This window comes from Luteitalea sp. (genome assembly GCA_009377605.1).
In the GTDB taxonomy this organism is placed as follows: domain Bacteria; phylum Acidobacteriota; class Vicinamibacteria; order Vicinamibacterales; family Vicinamibacteraceae; genus WHTT01.
Map to the genome: position 1 here is coordinate 29,278 of WHTT01000007.1, position 16,117 is coordinate 45,394.

Below are 16,117 nucleotides of genomic sequence, written 5' to 3' on the forward strand. Positions count from 1 at the left end.
AGAGGATCGTCCGAAACCAGGCCGAACATTCTGATCACAAGGCATCGACGCAACTCGAGGATCCTTACAGCCTGCGCTGCGCCGCGCGATAGAGGACGGCGCCCAGGGCGAGAAAGAGGATCAAGCCGGCGATCTGTCCCGCCGGGCCCTCGGTCAGGAAGGGAATGAGCCCGGGTGCGGAGTCTGCTTCCTTGATGATGTTGGAACCGTAGAGCGCAGCGTAGAGGATGCCGGTGATCGCGCCACCGGCGATCAGCCCGGAGCTGAAGAGTGTACCGGCTCCAATCTCGGACGTTTCCGCGACACCCGTTCGGCGCTCGACGAAGTGTCGAATGAGACCGCCTGCGAAGATGGGTGCGGTCGTGGCAATTGGGAGGTACGAGCCCACCGCAAACGAGAGCGATCGAATGCCACAGAGCTCGAGCATGACGGCAAGGAAGACGCCCGACAGCACGAGCCCCCACGGCAAGTTCTGACTGAGCAGACCCTTGATGATGGTGGCCATCAACGTGGCTTGCGGCGCCGGGAGTTGAGCGGAGCCGATGGTCATGGCCCGATGCAGGTACAGCGTCGTGAAGCCGATGATCAGCGACGAGACGATCACACCGATGATCAGCCCGATCTGCTGGTGGCGCGGCGTCGCGCCGACCAAAAACCCTGCCTTCAGATCCTGGGAGGTGTTACCCGCGTTGGCTGCGGCGATACAGACGATCGCGCCGACCGTGAGCGCGATGGGTGCGTAGTAGTCACCTGTCCATCCGACGGCCACGAAGATCGTGCACGTCAGGATGAGCGTGGCGATGGTCATTCCGGAGACCGGGTTGGACGACGAGCCGATCAGGCCGCAGATGCGGGAGGAAACGGTGACGAAGAAGAACCCAAAGACGATGACCAACACCGACACGAGGAAGTTTCCTTGCGTGGGCATGCCCGGCATGATCGCCAGAAAGAGCGCCAGCAGCACTGAGCCGCCCAGCACGATGGTCACCGGGATATCTCGCTCTGTCCGCGCGCGCGCCGCCTCCGTCGCGGCGCCAAACCCCTTCACGCCCTCTCTGAACGACGACACAATGGTTGGAAGCGTCCGGCCGAGCGTGATGAGGCCGGCGGCGAGCACGGCTCCCGCGCCGATGTAGCGGATGTAGCTGCTCCAGATCTGGCTCGCGGTCATCTCCGACAGCATCAGGCCGTTGTCGGGCACTGGCGGGAACGGCGCGCTCATCGAACGGCCCGCAAGACTCAGCAGCGGCAGCAGCACCAGCCACGACAGCACGCCTCCGCCAAACATCTCGCCAGCAATCCGCGGGCCAATCACGTAGCCAACGCCCATGTACTCGGGAGAGATGTCCAGATTCAGTGTCGCGTTGGGGAACGTACCGGTCCGTGCCGCGCTGTAGCCGACCTGTGTCCGAAAGAGCTGAACGATCCACGACGACGCTTTCCACAACGCGCCGACGCCGAGCCCCGCGAAGACCATTCGCGCCAATTGCCCACCTCGCTCGCCGGCCACGAGGACGTCGCCACATGCGGTGCCCTCCGGGTACGGCAGCACGGCATGCTCCCGCACGATGAGCACGCGACGAAGCGGCACCATCATCAGAACGCCGAGGATGCCACCCGCAAACGCCAGCACCGTGATCTGCAGATATGTGAAGTAGCCAGGACCGTACGGCGTCAGGAAAATCAGCGCCGGGAGCGTGAACACGACGCCGGCGGCCACCGACTCACCGGCGGACCCAATCGTCTGGACGATGTTGTTCTCGAGGATGGTGGAGCCGCCGAAGCGCTTGAGGACGGAGATGGCGAGGACGGCGATGGGGATCGACGCGGTGACCGTCAGTCCGGCGCGCAGGCCGAGATACACCGTTGACGCGCCGAAGAGCAGGCCGAACACGGCACCAAGGATGACCGCCTTGGCCGTGAGCTCACGCGGGGACTCCGTCGCGGGTACGAACGGGTGCGCTGTCGCCGCCGCGGCCGCCGGCCGGTCGGAGGGCGGAGCATGATCGGTCATGAGGCCGCAATATTAGCAGGTTTTCCCTACGCGTCGATGCGGCCAAAGGCCGCGAACGATCCCGGCTTACCGGCTTTTACGCAGATCCAGCCCGTGGGACTGCCAGGCTTCGGTGCGGTGTTGTAGACGATGTCGCCGACTTGGTGCCGGCCCTCCCTCGGCGCCTCTGTGGCATGTGCTCGCACCACCCACCCCTTTGCACTGCTATCGCCGGAGCTCTTCTCGCAGGTTTCGCCCGTGTCCCTGTTCGTGTATCGGCTGCCGGCCGAGGCACGGACGACGTCCTCGGGCGAGCCCGATCCGATGTGCTCGACATGCAGCCGGGCGACGGAGGAGTCGCCGTGCCAGGTGAGGTCGGTGGTCGTGCCGATCGCGACATTGCCTGTGATCGTGCCGTCGCTGAGACCGAGGGCGGCGTAGAATCCGCGCGTCATTGTCGGCCGGTCGCCCGTATTGACGATCGAGTTTCGTTCGACTCGCAGGAACCTCAGGGTACGCGCCGCCTTCTTGAGGGCGTGGGTCAGGAGGACCGCAGTGTGGGAGTCGTCGCTGCCGCCAGGCGCGCGGCAGCAATCCGTGATCTGATTATCGAGGATCTCGATTCTCTGCAGGTCGTCGCTCAATGGCACGATACCATCATGAGCGATAGCAGACCGGAGCGTTCCGACAATGCGATTGTCGACGATCTGCACATTGTGACATTTCCCTATAGAAATGCCGTATCCGTTGTTGCGCTCGTCTGGTGCGTCGATATTTCCTACATAGGAGAGGCTGTTGCCTTCGATGACGGCGGATCTGATAGGGGTGCTCACGCCCATCGCGATGATGGGCGCAGCGGTTGACTGCACGCCCTTTGGGTGTCCCGGCAGCGGTCCCTTTTGTTCGATCGTGTTGCGCGTGATGCGCACGCCATCCATCACACGATCCCTGTTGCACCAGAACTTGAAACCAGCTTGCTCGCACCTGAGGATCACGTTATCGGCGTAGGTAACGTTGATATGGTCGGTCGCCGTAGCAACGACGTTGATGCCGCCGCGATAGTTGCGAATGTAATTGCCGGAGACAATGGCGTTGGACGAGTGCACTTCGATAGCCGTGGAGGCGTTGGTGCGGTCCAACACTGGCTGGATGAGGACGTTGCTCTGGATGAGGCACCCGTCGGCTTGCGCGTAGATGGAACTGTGGTCGGTTTGCCTGTTGTTGCCCGCTACTGCCCCACCAACTGTGTCAAAGCGGCAGTGGCGAATGATGAGGTCCGTGACGGTATGCGGCATCTCATTGTTGCCGAACTGCAGGCATTGCCGGCCCGCATTGTTCACAAACGTGAGATGCTCGACCGTAATCCGCGCACCGAAGTTCGTGCCAATAGCGTTCCACCGAGCAGCGGCCTGATCGAGATTCTTCTCGCCATTTCCGTCCACCTTGAAATTGCGATATTGCACATCGGTCAACGGATTATCCGGGCGAGCATCCGTCGGATAGATGAAGTTCCACTGATCCTTCGCGTTCAAGCCGTCCGCAGCCTTCAGGACACTGACATCGCCCTCACCATCGATATTCACGTGGCTCTTGGGAACAATCAGCGTGGCGAATCGTGGCTCGTTCCTCCCCGCAGGGCGCGTTACCGTGGCGAGCAGATAGGTTCCAGGCAACAGGTGCACCGTACCGCCACCGGCTTCGGACATGGCCTGAATCGCCTGATTGATCGCGTTCGCGTCATCATGCCGGCCATCGGCCTTTGCCCCCCACCACTGCGGAAGCGCGATAGTGGCACCCAGCCGCCCAACAATCCGGCCGGCGCCACCGAAGACCTGGTAAGGCCCAGCCAACAGCGGTCCTGCGATCCTCATGGTCACGCCTTCCGCTGGTTCCACAACGGCGCCGTTGTCCACGACGAGAGCCACGTTGGGCGGAACTGTGAGGTCGCTCTCGATCGTGTATCGGCCGCGAGGAAAATAGACGGTCGCCGAATTCGACCCGATCCGTTTCAGCAGGCTGGTGAGGGCCGGCGCCTCATCATGTTGCCCAGTGGCGCGTGCGCCGGCGCTCGTCACATCGAGCCAATCGGGCCATCCGTCTCGCTTTGGGGCAGCGGCTGCAAATGATGAGCCCATGCCGATCATGGCCGCCCCGGCGATTCCGGCTCCCGTGACTACCGCTCGCCGGCCTACCCGGTGCAGCGCGTCGGTTGGCCGTTTTTCCTTTGGGGTGACGACACGAGGATCAGGCGCTGGAGAGGGCATGAGTGCAGCCTTCCGTGCGCTCGGGTAAGCGGTCAGTCCGAGATGCGCTCCCGAGAGTTGCTTCCTGTCGACCAAGAATGCCTCCATGTTGCAAGGCCGTAGGGATCGCTCCCGCAACAACGGAGGCATTCGAGCCGAGTACTGTCAGGATACCACGGAGGTTTGGAGGGATGCGGAGTGCAGGGGGCTAGCGGATTGACCAGCGGTCGTCGTTAGCGGACGAGCTCGCGACGCGGCGCCCGCGTCGACCGCAGATGCCAATGCCGCGCTTGCACACCGTGGGCGTGCCGAGGTATCAGAACGCGCTGCCGTATGGTGCGACGTGCTAGGGGCGGGGGCGGAACCATGGCAGGTGTGTGCGTTGGTCCGAAGAGCTTCGCGTGACACACCAGAGCCGTCCACACAAGCGCCATGATCGCCCAGGGCGGCGGGTGGGTCGTGAACATGCAGACAACCACGAATAGAGTGAGAGCCGAGATCACGGAGTCGTGGCACGAGTCGCCGAGGCGGCACACGACCAGCACAACGAGGGGTGCCACGAGGAGCCCGATCCAGCCGAAGTTAGCAATCGACTCGTCGAGGATCGATGTCGTCACGCCGCCCGATCCGCCCGGGGGGCTGCGCATAGCGATCGATGTGAGTCGGTTGGGGTAGCTCGGAGCTTCGATGCGCTCGCCCCGCAGGATCGCACCGAGGACGACGAGATAGCTCTCCCCCGGATAGTCGAGAATCTGCGGTTGTCCTGGGTCCAGCTCTGAGTGGATCACCAGGCGGATAACGTCGTCACGCCCGAAGTCGACACGCGCGTTTTCTATCCAGTCCTCCACCGTTCGGCTCCGCGTATATTCCTCCGGGAAGCGAAGCTGTGTTTGATAGATGACTGAAAAGAAACCGAACACAATGGCCGCCACAGCGGTAACTATGACCAAGCGCCGGCCCCGAAGCACACCTCGCTCCCACAGCGCATACAGGAGGAACGCCGCCGCAAATGCGACCGCGTTACGCTTCCCCGGTATCCATGCGGCCGCGGCCACAAATGGAACCACCACCAGGAGCGCACGTCCCAGCCGCTTCGCATGCAAGAGCAAGAGCGCGGCAGCGACGAATGAGAATTGGACCGATCGCGCTATCCAGAAGTGGAACTGTCTCGTGGCCTCCACGTCCGCCCACCCACGCCACCACGGAGTGTAACGGAGGTACACGGACGGATCGGGAGAAACCAATACAAGAAGAACAGGCAGCACGAGAACAAGAATCGCCGTCAGCCTTACGGCAGGACTGAGGTTGGCGATCCACCGCATCACTTCAGAGCGCTTCGAACCAGCTCCTCGATGAGATGCTGGGCGTAGAGGCCTGCGAAACGCCCACCAGAGCAGCGGAGGAACGCTGACGGTCAAGCAGTAAGCGAACCGAGCTGTTGGATCAGTCGCTGCGAGGTGGAACCCTGGGAATCGCTGGTAGGTGGGAACGCCGAAGATCATGTCCCACACCAGCGGGAGGCCGGTCAGGAGGAAGTGCAGCGGGAAGACGAAGAGAATGGTGTCGCGGTAGCCGAGGGCCAGTCGGCGAGCCGCGGCAAGCGCCGATGCGCCAAGCCAGCACACCGTCAGGAATTCGAGAAGTAAGAGCACAAAGGTCACCAGAGACGACGGTTAGGACGCCGGCGTGACGTATGACCGACGCAGGCGTCTGCGTCGGTCATACGTGGCGTAAGTGCTGAGATGTCGCTCGACCGCCGCCGTCAGACTGTAGAGCTCGCAAGCCCGCTGACGACCGGCAGTTGGGCCGGATTGCCCAGTGGGTCGTTCGGCGAGGGTACGTTCAATCGCGTCTGCCAGGGGGACGGGATCATGAACCGGTACCAGCACTGCGCAGCCGCCGGTTACCTCCGGCAAGGCACCGCCTCGTGCCGCGATGACGGGAAGATTGGCGGCCATCGCTTCAACGGCGGCGTTGCAGAATCCCTCTGAACTGCGGGAGGGTATGACGAACAGGTCGAGGCAATGAAGCGCCGAATACACCGCATCCCGGTCGGGCAGACGTCCCACGAACGTGACGGCGTCGTTGAGCTGCAGTTGCTCCACCAACGCCGCGAGCTCGTGCCGGAGCGGGCCATCACCAATCACGGCACAGCCAACGCGAACGTGACGCGCCTTGAGGGTGGCAATGGCCCGGAATAGCGTGGCGTGATCTTTATAGGGGACGAGCCGGGCCACGATTCCCAGGACCGGAATACCGTTGGGCCACCGTCCATGCCACGGCGCGTCGGCGCGTGGCGCTCTGTCGATACGATCGATGTCGACGCCGTTGTATATGACGAGGACCGGTTGACGAAGTAGCCACTGTTCTAGCCGAGCAAATGTCCTCTTGGTGGATTCCGAATTGCAGATGATCACATCACAGAGTACCAGCGTGGCCATGTTCAGGACACGTCGAAGCAACCCATACGTATAGCGATCTCGGTGCTCCGTCTTCACAATGAGCGGGACACCGACAAGACGGGCCGAGAGAGCGCCGAGGAACGCTACTACTCCGTGATGGACGTGTACGACATCGGGCCGTAGGCGCCGGAGCGTCGTCGGCAACTGCCCGACTCGTGACTGGACGACAATGTTTCGCACCTCCGGCGGTGTGGCGCTGGGTCGGACTACGACCACACTGACCCTCGCTCGATCCGACCGGGACATGGCGCCGGCGAGCTCGAGCGGCACCGACTCGAGGGCGGCGGTAGCGAGGATGTGAACGATATGTGGGTCGACTGCGGACATGGTTAGTGGATCTTCTGGATGACGGCGCAGAATTGGCTTCCGCCTCGCGGGAACACGCGGCGGGCGAGGTTGTTGCAAACCTGGATGATGCGGTTGCCTCCGCAGTCACCGAAGTGGCGATATGTGGCCTGATAAACGACCGTGAAATCCGGACCCAAGTACTTCGTGACGTCATCCAGACGCCAATGCCCTTCGTCGAACGACGATGGAACGCCCACTGACCGCCAATCCCCTTTTGTGCCCACGCCGTAGTCGATGATCCGTCGAATGACGACCGGTCGTAATGGTCCTTTCGTGACGCCGCGCTCACAGAGATCGTTGTTGACGTCGCGCCAGAGGCGGTTGTTGCGTTGTACCAGAGGCGATGCCTGTCGCCGGAGGCGCCGCAGAGCGAAGTCTGTGACCACCGATCGAAGGGCGTAGCCTGCAAGCATGAACGGGGACCACACGTACTCATTGCGCGGCTCGTGGACGAGCATGAGCCTGTCGCCGGTCCTCATGACGGACTTGACGGCATCGAGAAACTCTTCGATCCACACCATGTGATGCAACGAGGAGCTCACCAGGATGATTTTGTTGTCATACTGGCGGACGTAGTCGGCGTAGTCTTCGAACCGCCCAGAGAGCGCTTCGACATTCTCCTGTCCCTTGACATCTGGTCGAGCTCGAAAGCGCTGATTCATGTCGGCGTTTGGCTCGATGTAGATGAACCTCTTCCAGGCGTTGAACTCACGCCGAAACGCGTCGTAATCGAACCCTTCGCCACCGCCGACGTCGACAATGACGGGCTTGCCAACGGCTCCGTTCGCGCCAGCCAGACTAGCAAGCATGTGAGCGTACTCACGGCGAATGTCCTCCACGTGGCGCTCGCTGTAGACATCGGCCCAGTACTTGTAATAGCTATTGTTGACCTCGAGGACGAACGCGAGAGGGTCGGAGACTAGCGGTCCGTGGTATGTCTCGTACAACCAATCAATTCGCTTCTTGCCGGCGTGGAAGGTATAGGCTCGAGGTTTCTTCGTCATCACGTACAGCCATAGCGACGCGCTTGTGGCCGCGCCAGCAGCGCCAGCAGGCGCGCCGGCGGAGGAAGTCTCTCCTGCCATTCCAGATCGCGCTTGAGCGTGATCCCGCCCTGCCGCCGCATTCGATTGCCGGCCACGCCGTGCCCTGGATCGAAAGAGACGCCTTGCTGGAGATCGCGATCGACGACGCCCAAATCTACGCCAAGGAACTCTCCGAGCTCCGCAAGAACCTCCGTAGGGGACCGCGTAAAATCTTCATAGCGAACGAGCTTGGATGCGGACGGGTCGAACCGCCGCCTGGTCCGGTCGGCGACGTAGTTCGAGAACATCCAACCGGCGAGCCCGCGCGCCATTCCACCGTAGGGGCGTCCGATGCCGCGTCCCTCCAACCCGCGGTTGCTGCCTCTGCCCACCGACCACATCACAGCCCGAGGGTCCCGGACGACGTGCAGGATTTTGACCGGCACTCCTAGGCACTCAGCGAGAATCGGCAGTCGATTGGCAGCCAGACGACTGCTCTTCGTTGAATCGACGAGAATGGGCCGCCCGGTGACCTCCAGGATGGCGCGGCAAACGGTCTGCCACAATGCGACATACTGCTCGAGGTCTGCGCGCGTGCCGAAGAGACGCTCGGCCTCCAGTGTCAGTTTGGCGGCCTGGCTGAGCGTCAAACCGGGATGCGAGTTGGCCACGCGTGAAACGACAGGTGCCCAAACCGGGCATGCTGAAAGCGGCTGGCCGCACGAGCAGGGCCTGTCAGTCAAGCTCGCGCGGAACAGCCAGGTCAATTCGCCGGCGCCGAAGATCTGCGGATGGTTGCCGAGCACGATATCCAACAGCGTCGATCCGCTCCGGCCGTAACCGGCAACGTAGACGAGCTGCCTCATTTGTCCGGCTCCACGAGTGGACGGCGCTCGCTCGCCTGTACCCACACACCTACGCTCGCAGATTCCGGTGACGTGTGGCCATGTCGCGTCGATTCCAAACGAGAGTCCCGCAGCCGAGACCTCTTGCGCTCACCGGCGGTACACACGACGAGGAATCCACTGGACAGCAGGAGATCGAGGATTTCCGTCAAGAGCACCGACCAGGCAGCGCCCATGAGGCCCCAGGTCGGGACCAGCAGGTATGCGAAGAGCGCCAGGCAGCTCGCGTCCAAGATCGCCATTGACAACTGAATCCAAAAGTTCCTGAGGGCGGTCAACGCCGTGTGAAAGGCCTGGCCAAGCAGGTGGATGGCAAAGGCAGCGGCGAGACAAACCAGCACGTTGACATGCGAGGCATATTCGGGCGTATAGAGGAGTGTCAACAACGGTCGTCCTGCCAGATAGGCGATGACGACGCCGCTGATCCCAAGGAGACTGTAGACGACGATTGCTTTGCCGAGCAGGCGGAAATATTCCGGCAGGTTCCGTGTGGCGTACAGGATTGCGAATCGCGGGATGGCGGAGTGCACGAGGGCCCGATTCGCCGTGTCACCGGCGACGGTGAGATAGGCCAGCCCTCCGTAGATGCCCAGGGCGTGAACGCCGAGATAGGACTGGATGAAGTACCTAGGCATGCTCGATCGTAGTGAAATGAGCCCGGTCGCGACACCAAACGGAAGCGACAGCCATCCTAGACTCAGCAATCGCCTGGGCCGCCTCCACGCTGCTCTGAGTCCTGGGAGAGATATCGTCTGGAACTGGAGCACAGCGGGGATGTCGAACGCGGCCAGAGTAATGCCGTGCGCGACGACAACGCCAAGGAGGGCCCAATGGAGGTCGCCGGTAAGCACGACGCCAACGATCATTGCAATCAGGAGCAATGGCCCTTTGCGTATCTGCGACTGCGCAATGCGGTCCATGCGTTCATGCTGTTGTAATGAGCCGTAGATCAGGTCGGCAAAAGACTCCAATGCCTTGGCGATGCCAACGAGCAGAATCACGAAATCCACTCGGAACCCATCGTGGCGGCCGACGGCAATGGCTGTGATGACGAGCAGGGCCACGAGCGTGGTGAAGAGTCTCACCGCAAAGTAGTCGCCGAACTCGTACTCCGCCGACGCGTCGGTGGCCTGAACTTTGCGAAGCTGCAGATTGGCGAACATGACGATCGGCGCGCAGACTGCGAGCGCGAAGACGTAGTCGCCGACCATGGAAGGTGGGCCCGTCTTGGCGAGCGCGGCGATCATTCCCCATTGACAGCCGTTATAGACAACGGTGGCGACGAACATCCACCCGAGGTTCTTGCGGAGCGACAGCCTCGCGGATTCTGGCGGCATCTGGTCTTGCGCGACCTATTTGGCCCAGAAGACAGCCGAGGTCGTCACGAGCACGACAAGAACGAGCAGGCTCAGCGGCAAGCCGAGACGGGCGTAGTCGCCGAACCGGTACCCACCAGGCCCATAGACCATCGTGTTCGTCTGGTACCCGAGAGGAGAGAGGAACGACAGCGAAGCAGCAATGGCCACCACGATCGCGAAGAGGCGCGGCTCTTCTCCAACGCGGCTCGCGGTGGCCATCGCAATCGGAAACATCAGAACTGCGGCGGCGTTGTTGGTAATGACTTCCGTGAAGAGCACGGTTGTCACGGCAATGGCGAGCAAGAGACCCAGCGTCCCCCAGCCGTCGAACGTCAAGACGATGAGCTGGGCGACCACCTCGGCGAGACCGGAGGTTGTCACAGCCGCGCCGAGACCGAAGGCGGCGGCGATGACGACGAGCACCTCGATGTTCACCGCGCTGCGGGCCTCGGCAGGCGTCATGACCCGAAAGGCCACGAGCGCCAGAGCCCCAGCCAGGGACGCCTGGACGATGGAAAACAGGCCCGTGGCTGCCGTGAGGACGATGCCCACCGTAATGGCGCCGACCAACGCCGCCTGTCGGGGCGTGGTCGGTGGCGGAGCGCCGTCCAGTCTGGAGACCAACAGGAAATCATTGCGATCTCGCCAGCGACTCCGAAATCCCGCATCGGCGAGCAGGAGCAGTGTGTCCCCCGGCTTCAACACGACGTCGCCCAGCTTTGCGCGTACCCGCGCGCCGGCTCGATGGATCGCCAGGACCGCAGCCTGGTAACGCGCACGGAACCCAGATTCTCTGAGGCTTTTCCCTGCCAGCGGTGAGGCCTCGCTGACGACCGCTTCGAAGAACGACGTGTTCGGGCCGGCGACGAACGCCGCATGCTGCTGCTCGGTCGAGACCAGCCCCCTGGTCGACTGCAAGTCGGCCACGAGGTCCGCCCGTCCCACGAACATGAGCCGGTCTCCGCCGTGCAAGGTCGTATCCGGCGACACCGGTGCGATGAACTCACCTTCTCGTTGCACCTCGACGAGGAAGACGCCGTGCAGATGCCGAAGCCCCGCTTGTTCGACGGTGCGGCCGTGCAACGGACCGCCCGGGGCCACGTTCATGCTGACCGCGAACTCGCGGATATCTTCCTCGAACTGCTGGCTGGCGGTCCGTCGGTCAGGCAGGAGGATCGGCGCCAGCATGAGGAGCGCGACAAGGCCCACACAGGCAACCGGAAGGCCGACCGGGCTGATCTCGAAGATCCCCAACGGGGCCTGCCCATCGGCCTGCAGCAGCCCCGACACGACAATGTTGGTGGACGTACCGAGCACCGTGACCGTCCCGCCAAGAATCGCGGCAAACGACAAGGGCATGAGAAATCGGGACACTGGTTGGCCCCGCCGGCTTGCCCATGCGGCCACCTGCGGCGCCAGCATCGCGACGATCGGCGTGTTGTTCAAGAAGGCGGATGCGCAGGCTGCCGGGATGAGGAGCCGCGCCAAGCCGACACGAGCGCCGTCCCCGCTTCCAAGAGCTGCCGTGATGAGCGGCTGAAGGGCGCCCGTCTTCTCGATCGCGCGGGCGAGCACGTAGAGCGCCCCTACGGTGAGCGGCGCCGGGTTGCTGAAACCAGCGAATGCCTCGTCGACAGTGACGACCTCCACCAGTAAGAGCACCACTATGGCTCCCAAGACCACCGCGGCCGGCGCGGCGACGTCCCGGACGAGCGCGACGATTGTCGAAACGAGAACCGCAAGAGTGAACCATGCTTCCCAGGTCATCCCTTGAATGTCAGCATGCGCTTGATCGATTCGAGTACCCCAGACCCGTTCTTGAGATCGTCCAGGCACTCCAGCATTGTGACCGCGTCTCCGATCGAGGAGACGACCTTGACGCCAAGGCGCGTCGCGGACGGTAGAGCTTCCTCACGGACACTGTCCCGAACCAAGATCGCTCTGGCCTGTGACTCTACGGCCACGTCGACGGCCTTGTCGAGCTGATCGTCGACGACCGCATCGAGCGTCAGCGCCTCTGCGACTTTGCCCCGCGAGCCTGTCACCACAAATACGCTCGGGCGGGCGAAGCCGTGCGCTTCGAGCCAGTGCTGGGTCTGAGTCTGGGTGGTGTCACCGGCTGTGGGTGGGCGAGTCGTGATGAAAATGACCTCCCAGCGGCGAGCGTGGGCGGTCGCCGCGATGCGCGCGACAATGCCGGCCTCGGTCTCGGCCAGGCACGTCCAAAAATTCTCAGTACGCTCCACCTGTCCCCAGAGCTCGGACTGCTGGCGAGCCGTCAGGGCATCCAGTGCCGGCGGCACGCCGCCGCCCAGCCTTGGGTCGCCGTTGCCTCGATCGCCCGGCTCGTCGGAAGTCCCAAACAACTCGCTGGCTATCTGCACAACCGCCGCATCCATATCGGCAAGCGTCCCGTCGAGGTCAAAGGCGACGCGCAGGGCCATGAGGTTTCTTCTCGTCATTGGCCGCAGAGCGACCCACTGCGCGCCTCCGGGTGCCAGCCGGTGCGACGGCAATCGCACACAGCACGGCAAAGAGCACGGCATTGCCGGGCATCTGGAGGCTGAATTCGACAACTTCCTGAACACCAATCGCGAGCAGGCCCGTGGCCGCACCCACTCGTGTCCAGTACGTGACACCAAGGTCGCCACGCCTTGCGTGCTCGGCAAATCGTGATCTCATCTCGTGAATGAGGATCACCATGAGCGCCAGAAGGGGAAGCGCAACCAGCACACCCCCTTCTGCGGCCAACTGCAGCCAATCGTTGTGTGCGGCGGTCACGTTGTTGTCCGCCATGGCCCGCTGGTAGAAGATGTTCGCCGCGCTGAACGTCGCAAGACCCGTCCCGGTCCAGACGAAATCACGCAACATCGTCAGCGTATCACCCCAGATGGCCAGACGGCCACTGATAGAAGCCGTGTCCGCCTGCGCGAACCGTGCGGCGATCCCATCGATACCCGCCCAGCTCACGATGGTGGCGATGAGTCCCGCCATATACGCCAGTCGAATCGAGCGTCGCGCCGGCGCGGGCTGCCGACGCGCGATCATGACGATGGTGACGAGCACTGCACACGCAAACGCCGCGACACCGGAGCGAGAGAGGGTCAACACGAGCGACAAGCCCATCGCGACGACGGCAAAACTGACGAGCACCACTCTGCTGCCTTCAGGCGTTGAGAGCCAAAGGAAGCGCTCTCGCGCAGCGAGCCTTTCACGGGGGAGCGTGCGGCTCAGCAATCCAAGGAGGTGTCCCATCGTCAATGGCAGGGCCATCAGCATCCAGCCGGCAAAGTGGTTCCGATTGACGAACGGTCCGAACGGATTTCTCCCTTCGAGCGGCATCCAGAAGCCGTAAATCCTTCCAGTGTACGTCGCCTTTTGAACGATCGCGATGATGGCGAGTGCTGCACCTAGCATGGCAATACTCAGCACGAGCCGCCTGAGCGTTGAACGCGAGAGCCCACTAGTGGTTCCGAGCAGCAGCAGACCAAGGCCGAGAAGGAAACTGAGCGCCCTCTCGGTCTGGTCGGGACGAATGCTGAGCGCATGATAGACCTCTGCGCTGCTCGCGACGCCCAGGCGATAGGTCAGGTCGTACTGCATGAGCACGGCGTGCGCTCCTGGGCTCAGGATTTCGAGGACTTGCCAGCGCAGGGGCGCGAGCTGCACGAGGATGGCGAGCAGTACGCACCCCAACCCTCCCACCAGGCTCCATCGGATAGGTGCCGAAGCTTGTAGGAGCCCCCATAAGCCGCACACGGCTGTGGCGAGCACAAGGGGGCGATAGGCCCACGGATAGACGGCTCCAAATGCCAGCGCTCCCCACGCCAGCGTGAGAACGAGCGCCACGAGCCACGCCGTGCTAGCACCTCGCCGCTCGATCAAGCTGTTCATGCGATGACCCCACCGCCGGCGCGCTCTGCAATGTCGGTCCTCGGCGTAAAGGATGGCACGACGAGGCGGAGCGTCTCGAGAACGCCTGGCGTATCGTCCTCCAGGGCGAATCGCTCCAGCAGTGTGACTTCACCATTCAAGCGCGCTGACGCAACACCCGCGCCGCACCGGACGCGATGGATGCTATCGACCTCACATGCTTCCGCGACCTCGTCAGGGCCGAGCAGCTCTTCCTCGAGCTTCTCACCGGGCCGAACCCCTGTGAACACGATCTGAATGTCCTCGTCGGGTACGAACCCGGCGAGCCGAATGAGATCGCGCGCCATGTCTGCCACCCTGATCTGATCGCCCATGTCCAACACGTAAATCGAGCCGGCCTCCAGCGCGGCAGCGTGAAGGACAAGCTGTACGGCCTCCGGAATGAGCATGAAGTAGCGCCGCATGTCAGGATGCGTCACGGTCACCGGACCACCAGCCTTGATCTGTGCCAAGAAGTGGGGCACCACGCTGCCGTTGCTGGCTAGAACGTTGCCGAAGCGAACGGTGACGAAACGTTTCGTGGTACCGGCTTGCGCGGATTGAACAATCAGCTCAGCCACGCGCTTGGTGGCGCCCATCACGCTGCTGGGGTTGACCGCCTTGTCGGTCGAGATCAACACGAAGCGGTCTACACCCCAACGCACGGCGCTTTCCACCACCAAGCGGGTGCCACGCACATTGTTCTTGACGGCCTCACACGGGTTATCTTCCATCAGCGGTACGTGCTTGTGCGCCGCTGCGTGGAACACAATCTGGGGCCGGTGCTCCGCGAACACGTGCGCCAGCCGGTGTGCGTCGGTGATGTCTGCGATCGCCGGGGTCAGCTGTAGAGACGGTCCGGACCCAATGAGCTCACCGTGGATTGCGTGGAGGCTGTTCTCGTAACGGTCGAGCAGGACGAGCTGCGCCGGTCGGGCCGCCACGATCTGGCGGCACAGCTCCGAGCCTATGGAGCCACCGGCCCCGGTGACCAGGACGCGCTTGGCGTGCAAGAGGTGTTGCACACGCTGGGTATCCAGATCCACGGCCGCACGCGAGAGCAGATCTTCGACCACCAGACTGCGGATATGACTCACTTGGACGCGCCCGTCGACGATGTCGCGCATGCGGGGGAGTGTTTTGATGGGCAGCTTGAACGGCTCGAGCGCTCGCACGATAGTGCGAATCGTGCGTGGATCGGCGCGTGGAATCGCGATCACGACCTCATGGGGACGAGCGGCGGCAATAATCTCGTCGAGATCGTCACGGCCGCCCAGCACGGGGATGCCGTGGATACTCTCTCCACGCTTGCCCGGATCATCATCCGCAAATGCGACAGGCTCGCATGGGTAGGCTGGATCATGCCGCATGTCTCGGACGAGCAGCTCACCGGCATCACCTGCGCCATAAATCAGCACGCGATGTTCCTTCGGTGTGTGTTGAAGCTCCCGATAGATCCGACGGCTGAGGCGCATGCCGGTCATCATGCAGATGAGCAGCAGCATGTCGAGCACGAAGACGGACCGGGGATACGCCGTGACCTCCATCACTTGGTGCAGCAGGAGATAGAAGAGCACGCTACTCGATCCAACAGCGAGAATGATATTCCGCAGATCCCATAGGCTCGTATATCGCCAGAGCCCCTCGAACATGCGCATCGGCACGAAGACGAACGCGCGAATCGCGATCAAGTAGGGGAGAAAGCGAATCCAGTTGGTGTAGTGCGCCTCGGGAATCGCGCCGTCGAACCTCAGCCAGAATGCGGCGTAGTTGGCGAACACGATCGCGGAGAGGTGCAACAGGACCGACAACGGCCGGTGTATCGCGCGTACGAAGGCTCGCATGGGCAGGAGGAGCTGATGACGTCGAAC

The 16,117-nt window shown here is 62.8% G+C and carries 11 protein-coding genes; all 11 read right to left on the bottom strand.

What is annotated here, in order from left to right; all coding sequences use genetic code 11:
* Positions 1-64: 64 nt before the first annotated feature.
* Positions 65-2,014 carry an oligopeptide transporter, OPT family gene (locus GEV06_03615; protein MPZ16991.1) on the bottom strand — a complete coding sequence of 650 codons (1,950 nt, stop codon included), beginning with the start codon at positions 2,012-2,014 and terminating at the stop codon, positions 65-67.
* Between the two features lie 26 nt (positions 2,015-2,040).
* Positions 2,041-4,386 (bottom strand): hypothetical protein, encoded by a 2,346-nt coding sequence (locus GEV06_03620; GenBank protein ID MPZ16992.1) that lies wholly within the window; start codon positions 4,384-4,386, stop codon positions 2,041-2,043.
* Positions 4,387-4,469: 83 nt separating this feature from the next.
* On the bottom strand, positions 4,470-5,888 hold the full coding sequence (locus GEV06_03625) for a hypothetical protein (GenBank protein MPZ16993.1): 1,419 nt from the start codon (positions 5,886-5,888) through the stop codon (positions 4,470-4,472).
* 21 nt (positions 5,889-5,909) lie between these two features.
* Positions 5,910-7,025, bottom strand: coding sequence for a glycosyltransferase (locus tag GEV06_03630; GenBank protein ID MPZ16994.1), 1,116 nt, complete (start codon positions 7,023-7,025; stop codon positions 5,910-5,912).
* A gap of 2 nt (positions 7,026-7,027) precedes the next feature.
* Entirely contained in the window at positions 7,028-8,050 is a 1,023-nt protein-coding gene (locus tag GEV06_03635) for a hypothetical protein (GenBank protein ID MPZ16995.1), read from the bottom strand.
* Positions 8,050-8,937 (bottom strand): hypothetical protein, encoded by an 888-nt coding sequence (locus GEV06_03640; protein ID MPZ16996.1) that lies wholly within the window; start codon positions 8,935-8,937, stop codon positions 8,050-8,052. The genes GEV06_03635 and GEV06_03640 overlap by 1 nt, the downstream gene beginning before the upstream one ends.
* The gene (locus GEV06_03645) at positions 8,934-10,313 is read right to left on the bottom strand and encodes a lipopolysaccharide biosynthesis protein (GenBank protein MPZ16997.1); all 1,380 of its coding nucleotides are present in this window, start codon (positions 10,311-10,313) and stop codon (positions 8,934-8,936) included. Before GEV06_03645 ends, GEV06_03640 begins: the two co-directional genes overlap by 4 nt.
* Before the next feature lie 15 nt (positions 10,314-10,328).
* Positions 10,329-12,101, bottom strand: a complete 1,773-nt coding sequence (locus GEV06_03650) for an SLC13 family permease (protein MPZ16998.1) — start codon at positions 12,099-12,101, stop codon at positions 10,329-10,331.
* Entirely contained in the window at positions 12,098-12,778 is a 681-nt protein-coding gene (locus GEV06_03655; protein MPZ16999.1) for a hypothetical protein, read from the bottom strand. Before GEV06_03655 ends, GEV06_03650 begins: the two co-directional genes overlap by 4 nt.
* The gene (locus tag GEV06_03660) at positions 12,756-14,228 is read right to left on the bottom strand and encodes a hypothetical protein (protein ID MPZ17000.1); all 1,473 of its coding nucleotides are present in this window, start codon (positions 14,226-14,228) and stop codon (positions 12,756-12,758) included. The genes GEV06_03655 and GEV06_03660 overlap by 23 nt, the downstream gene beginning before the upstream one ends.
* Positions 14,225-16,090 carry an NAD-dependent epimerase/dehydratase family protein gene (locus tag GEV06_03665; protein MPZ17001.1) on the bottom strand — a complete coding sequence of 622 codons (1,866 nt, stop codon included), beginning with the start codon at positions 16,088-16,090 and terminating at the stop codon, positions 14,225-14,227. Before GEV06_03665 ends, GEV06_03660 begins: the two co-directional genes overlap by 4 nt.
* Positions 16,091-16,117 lie beyond the last annotated feature (27 nt).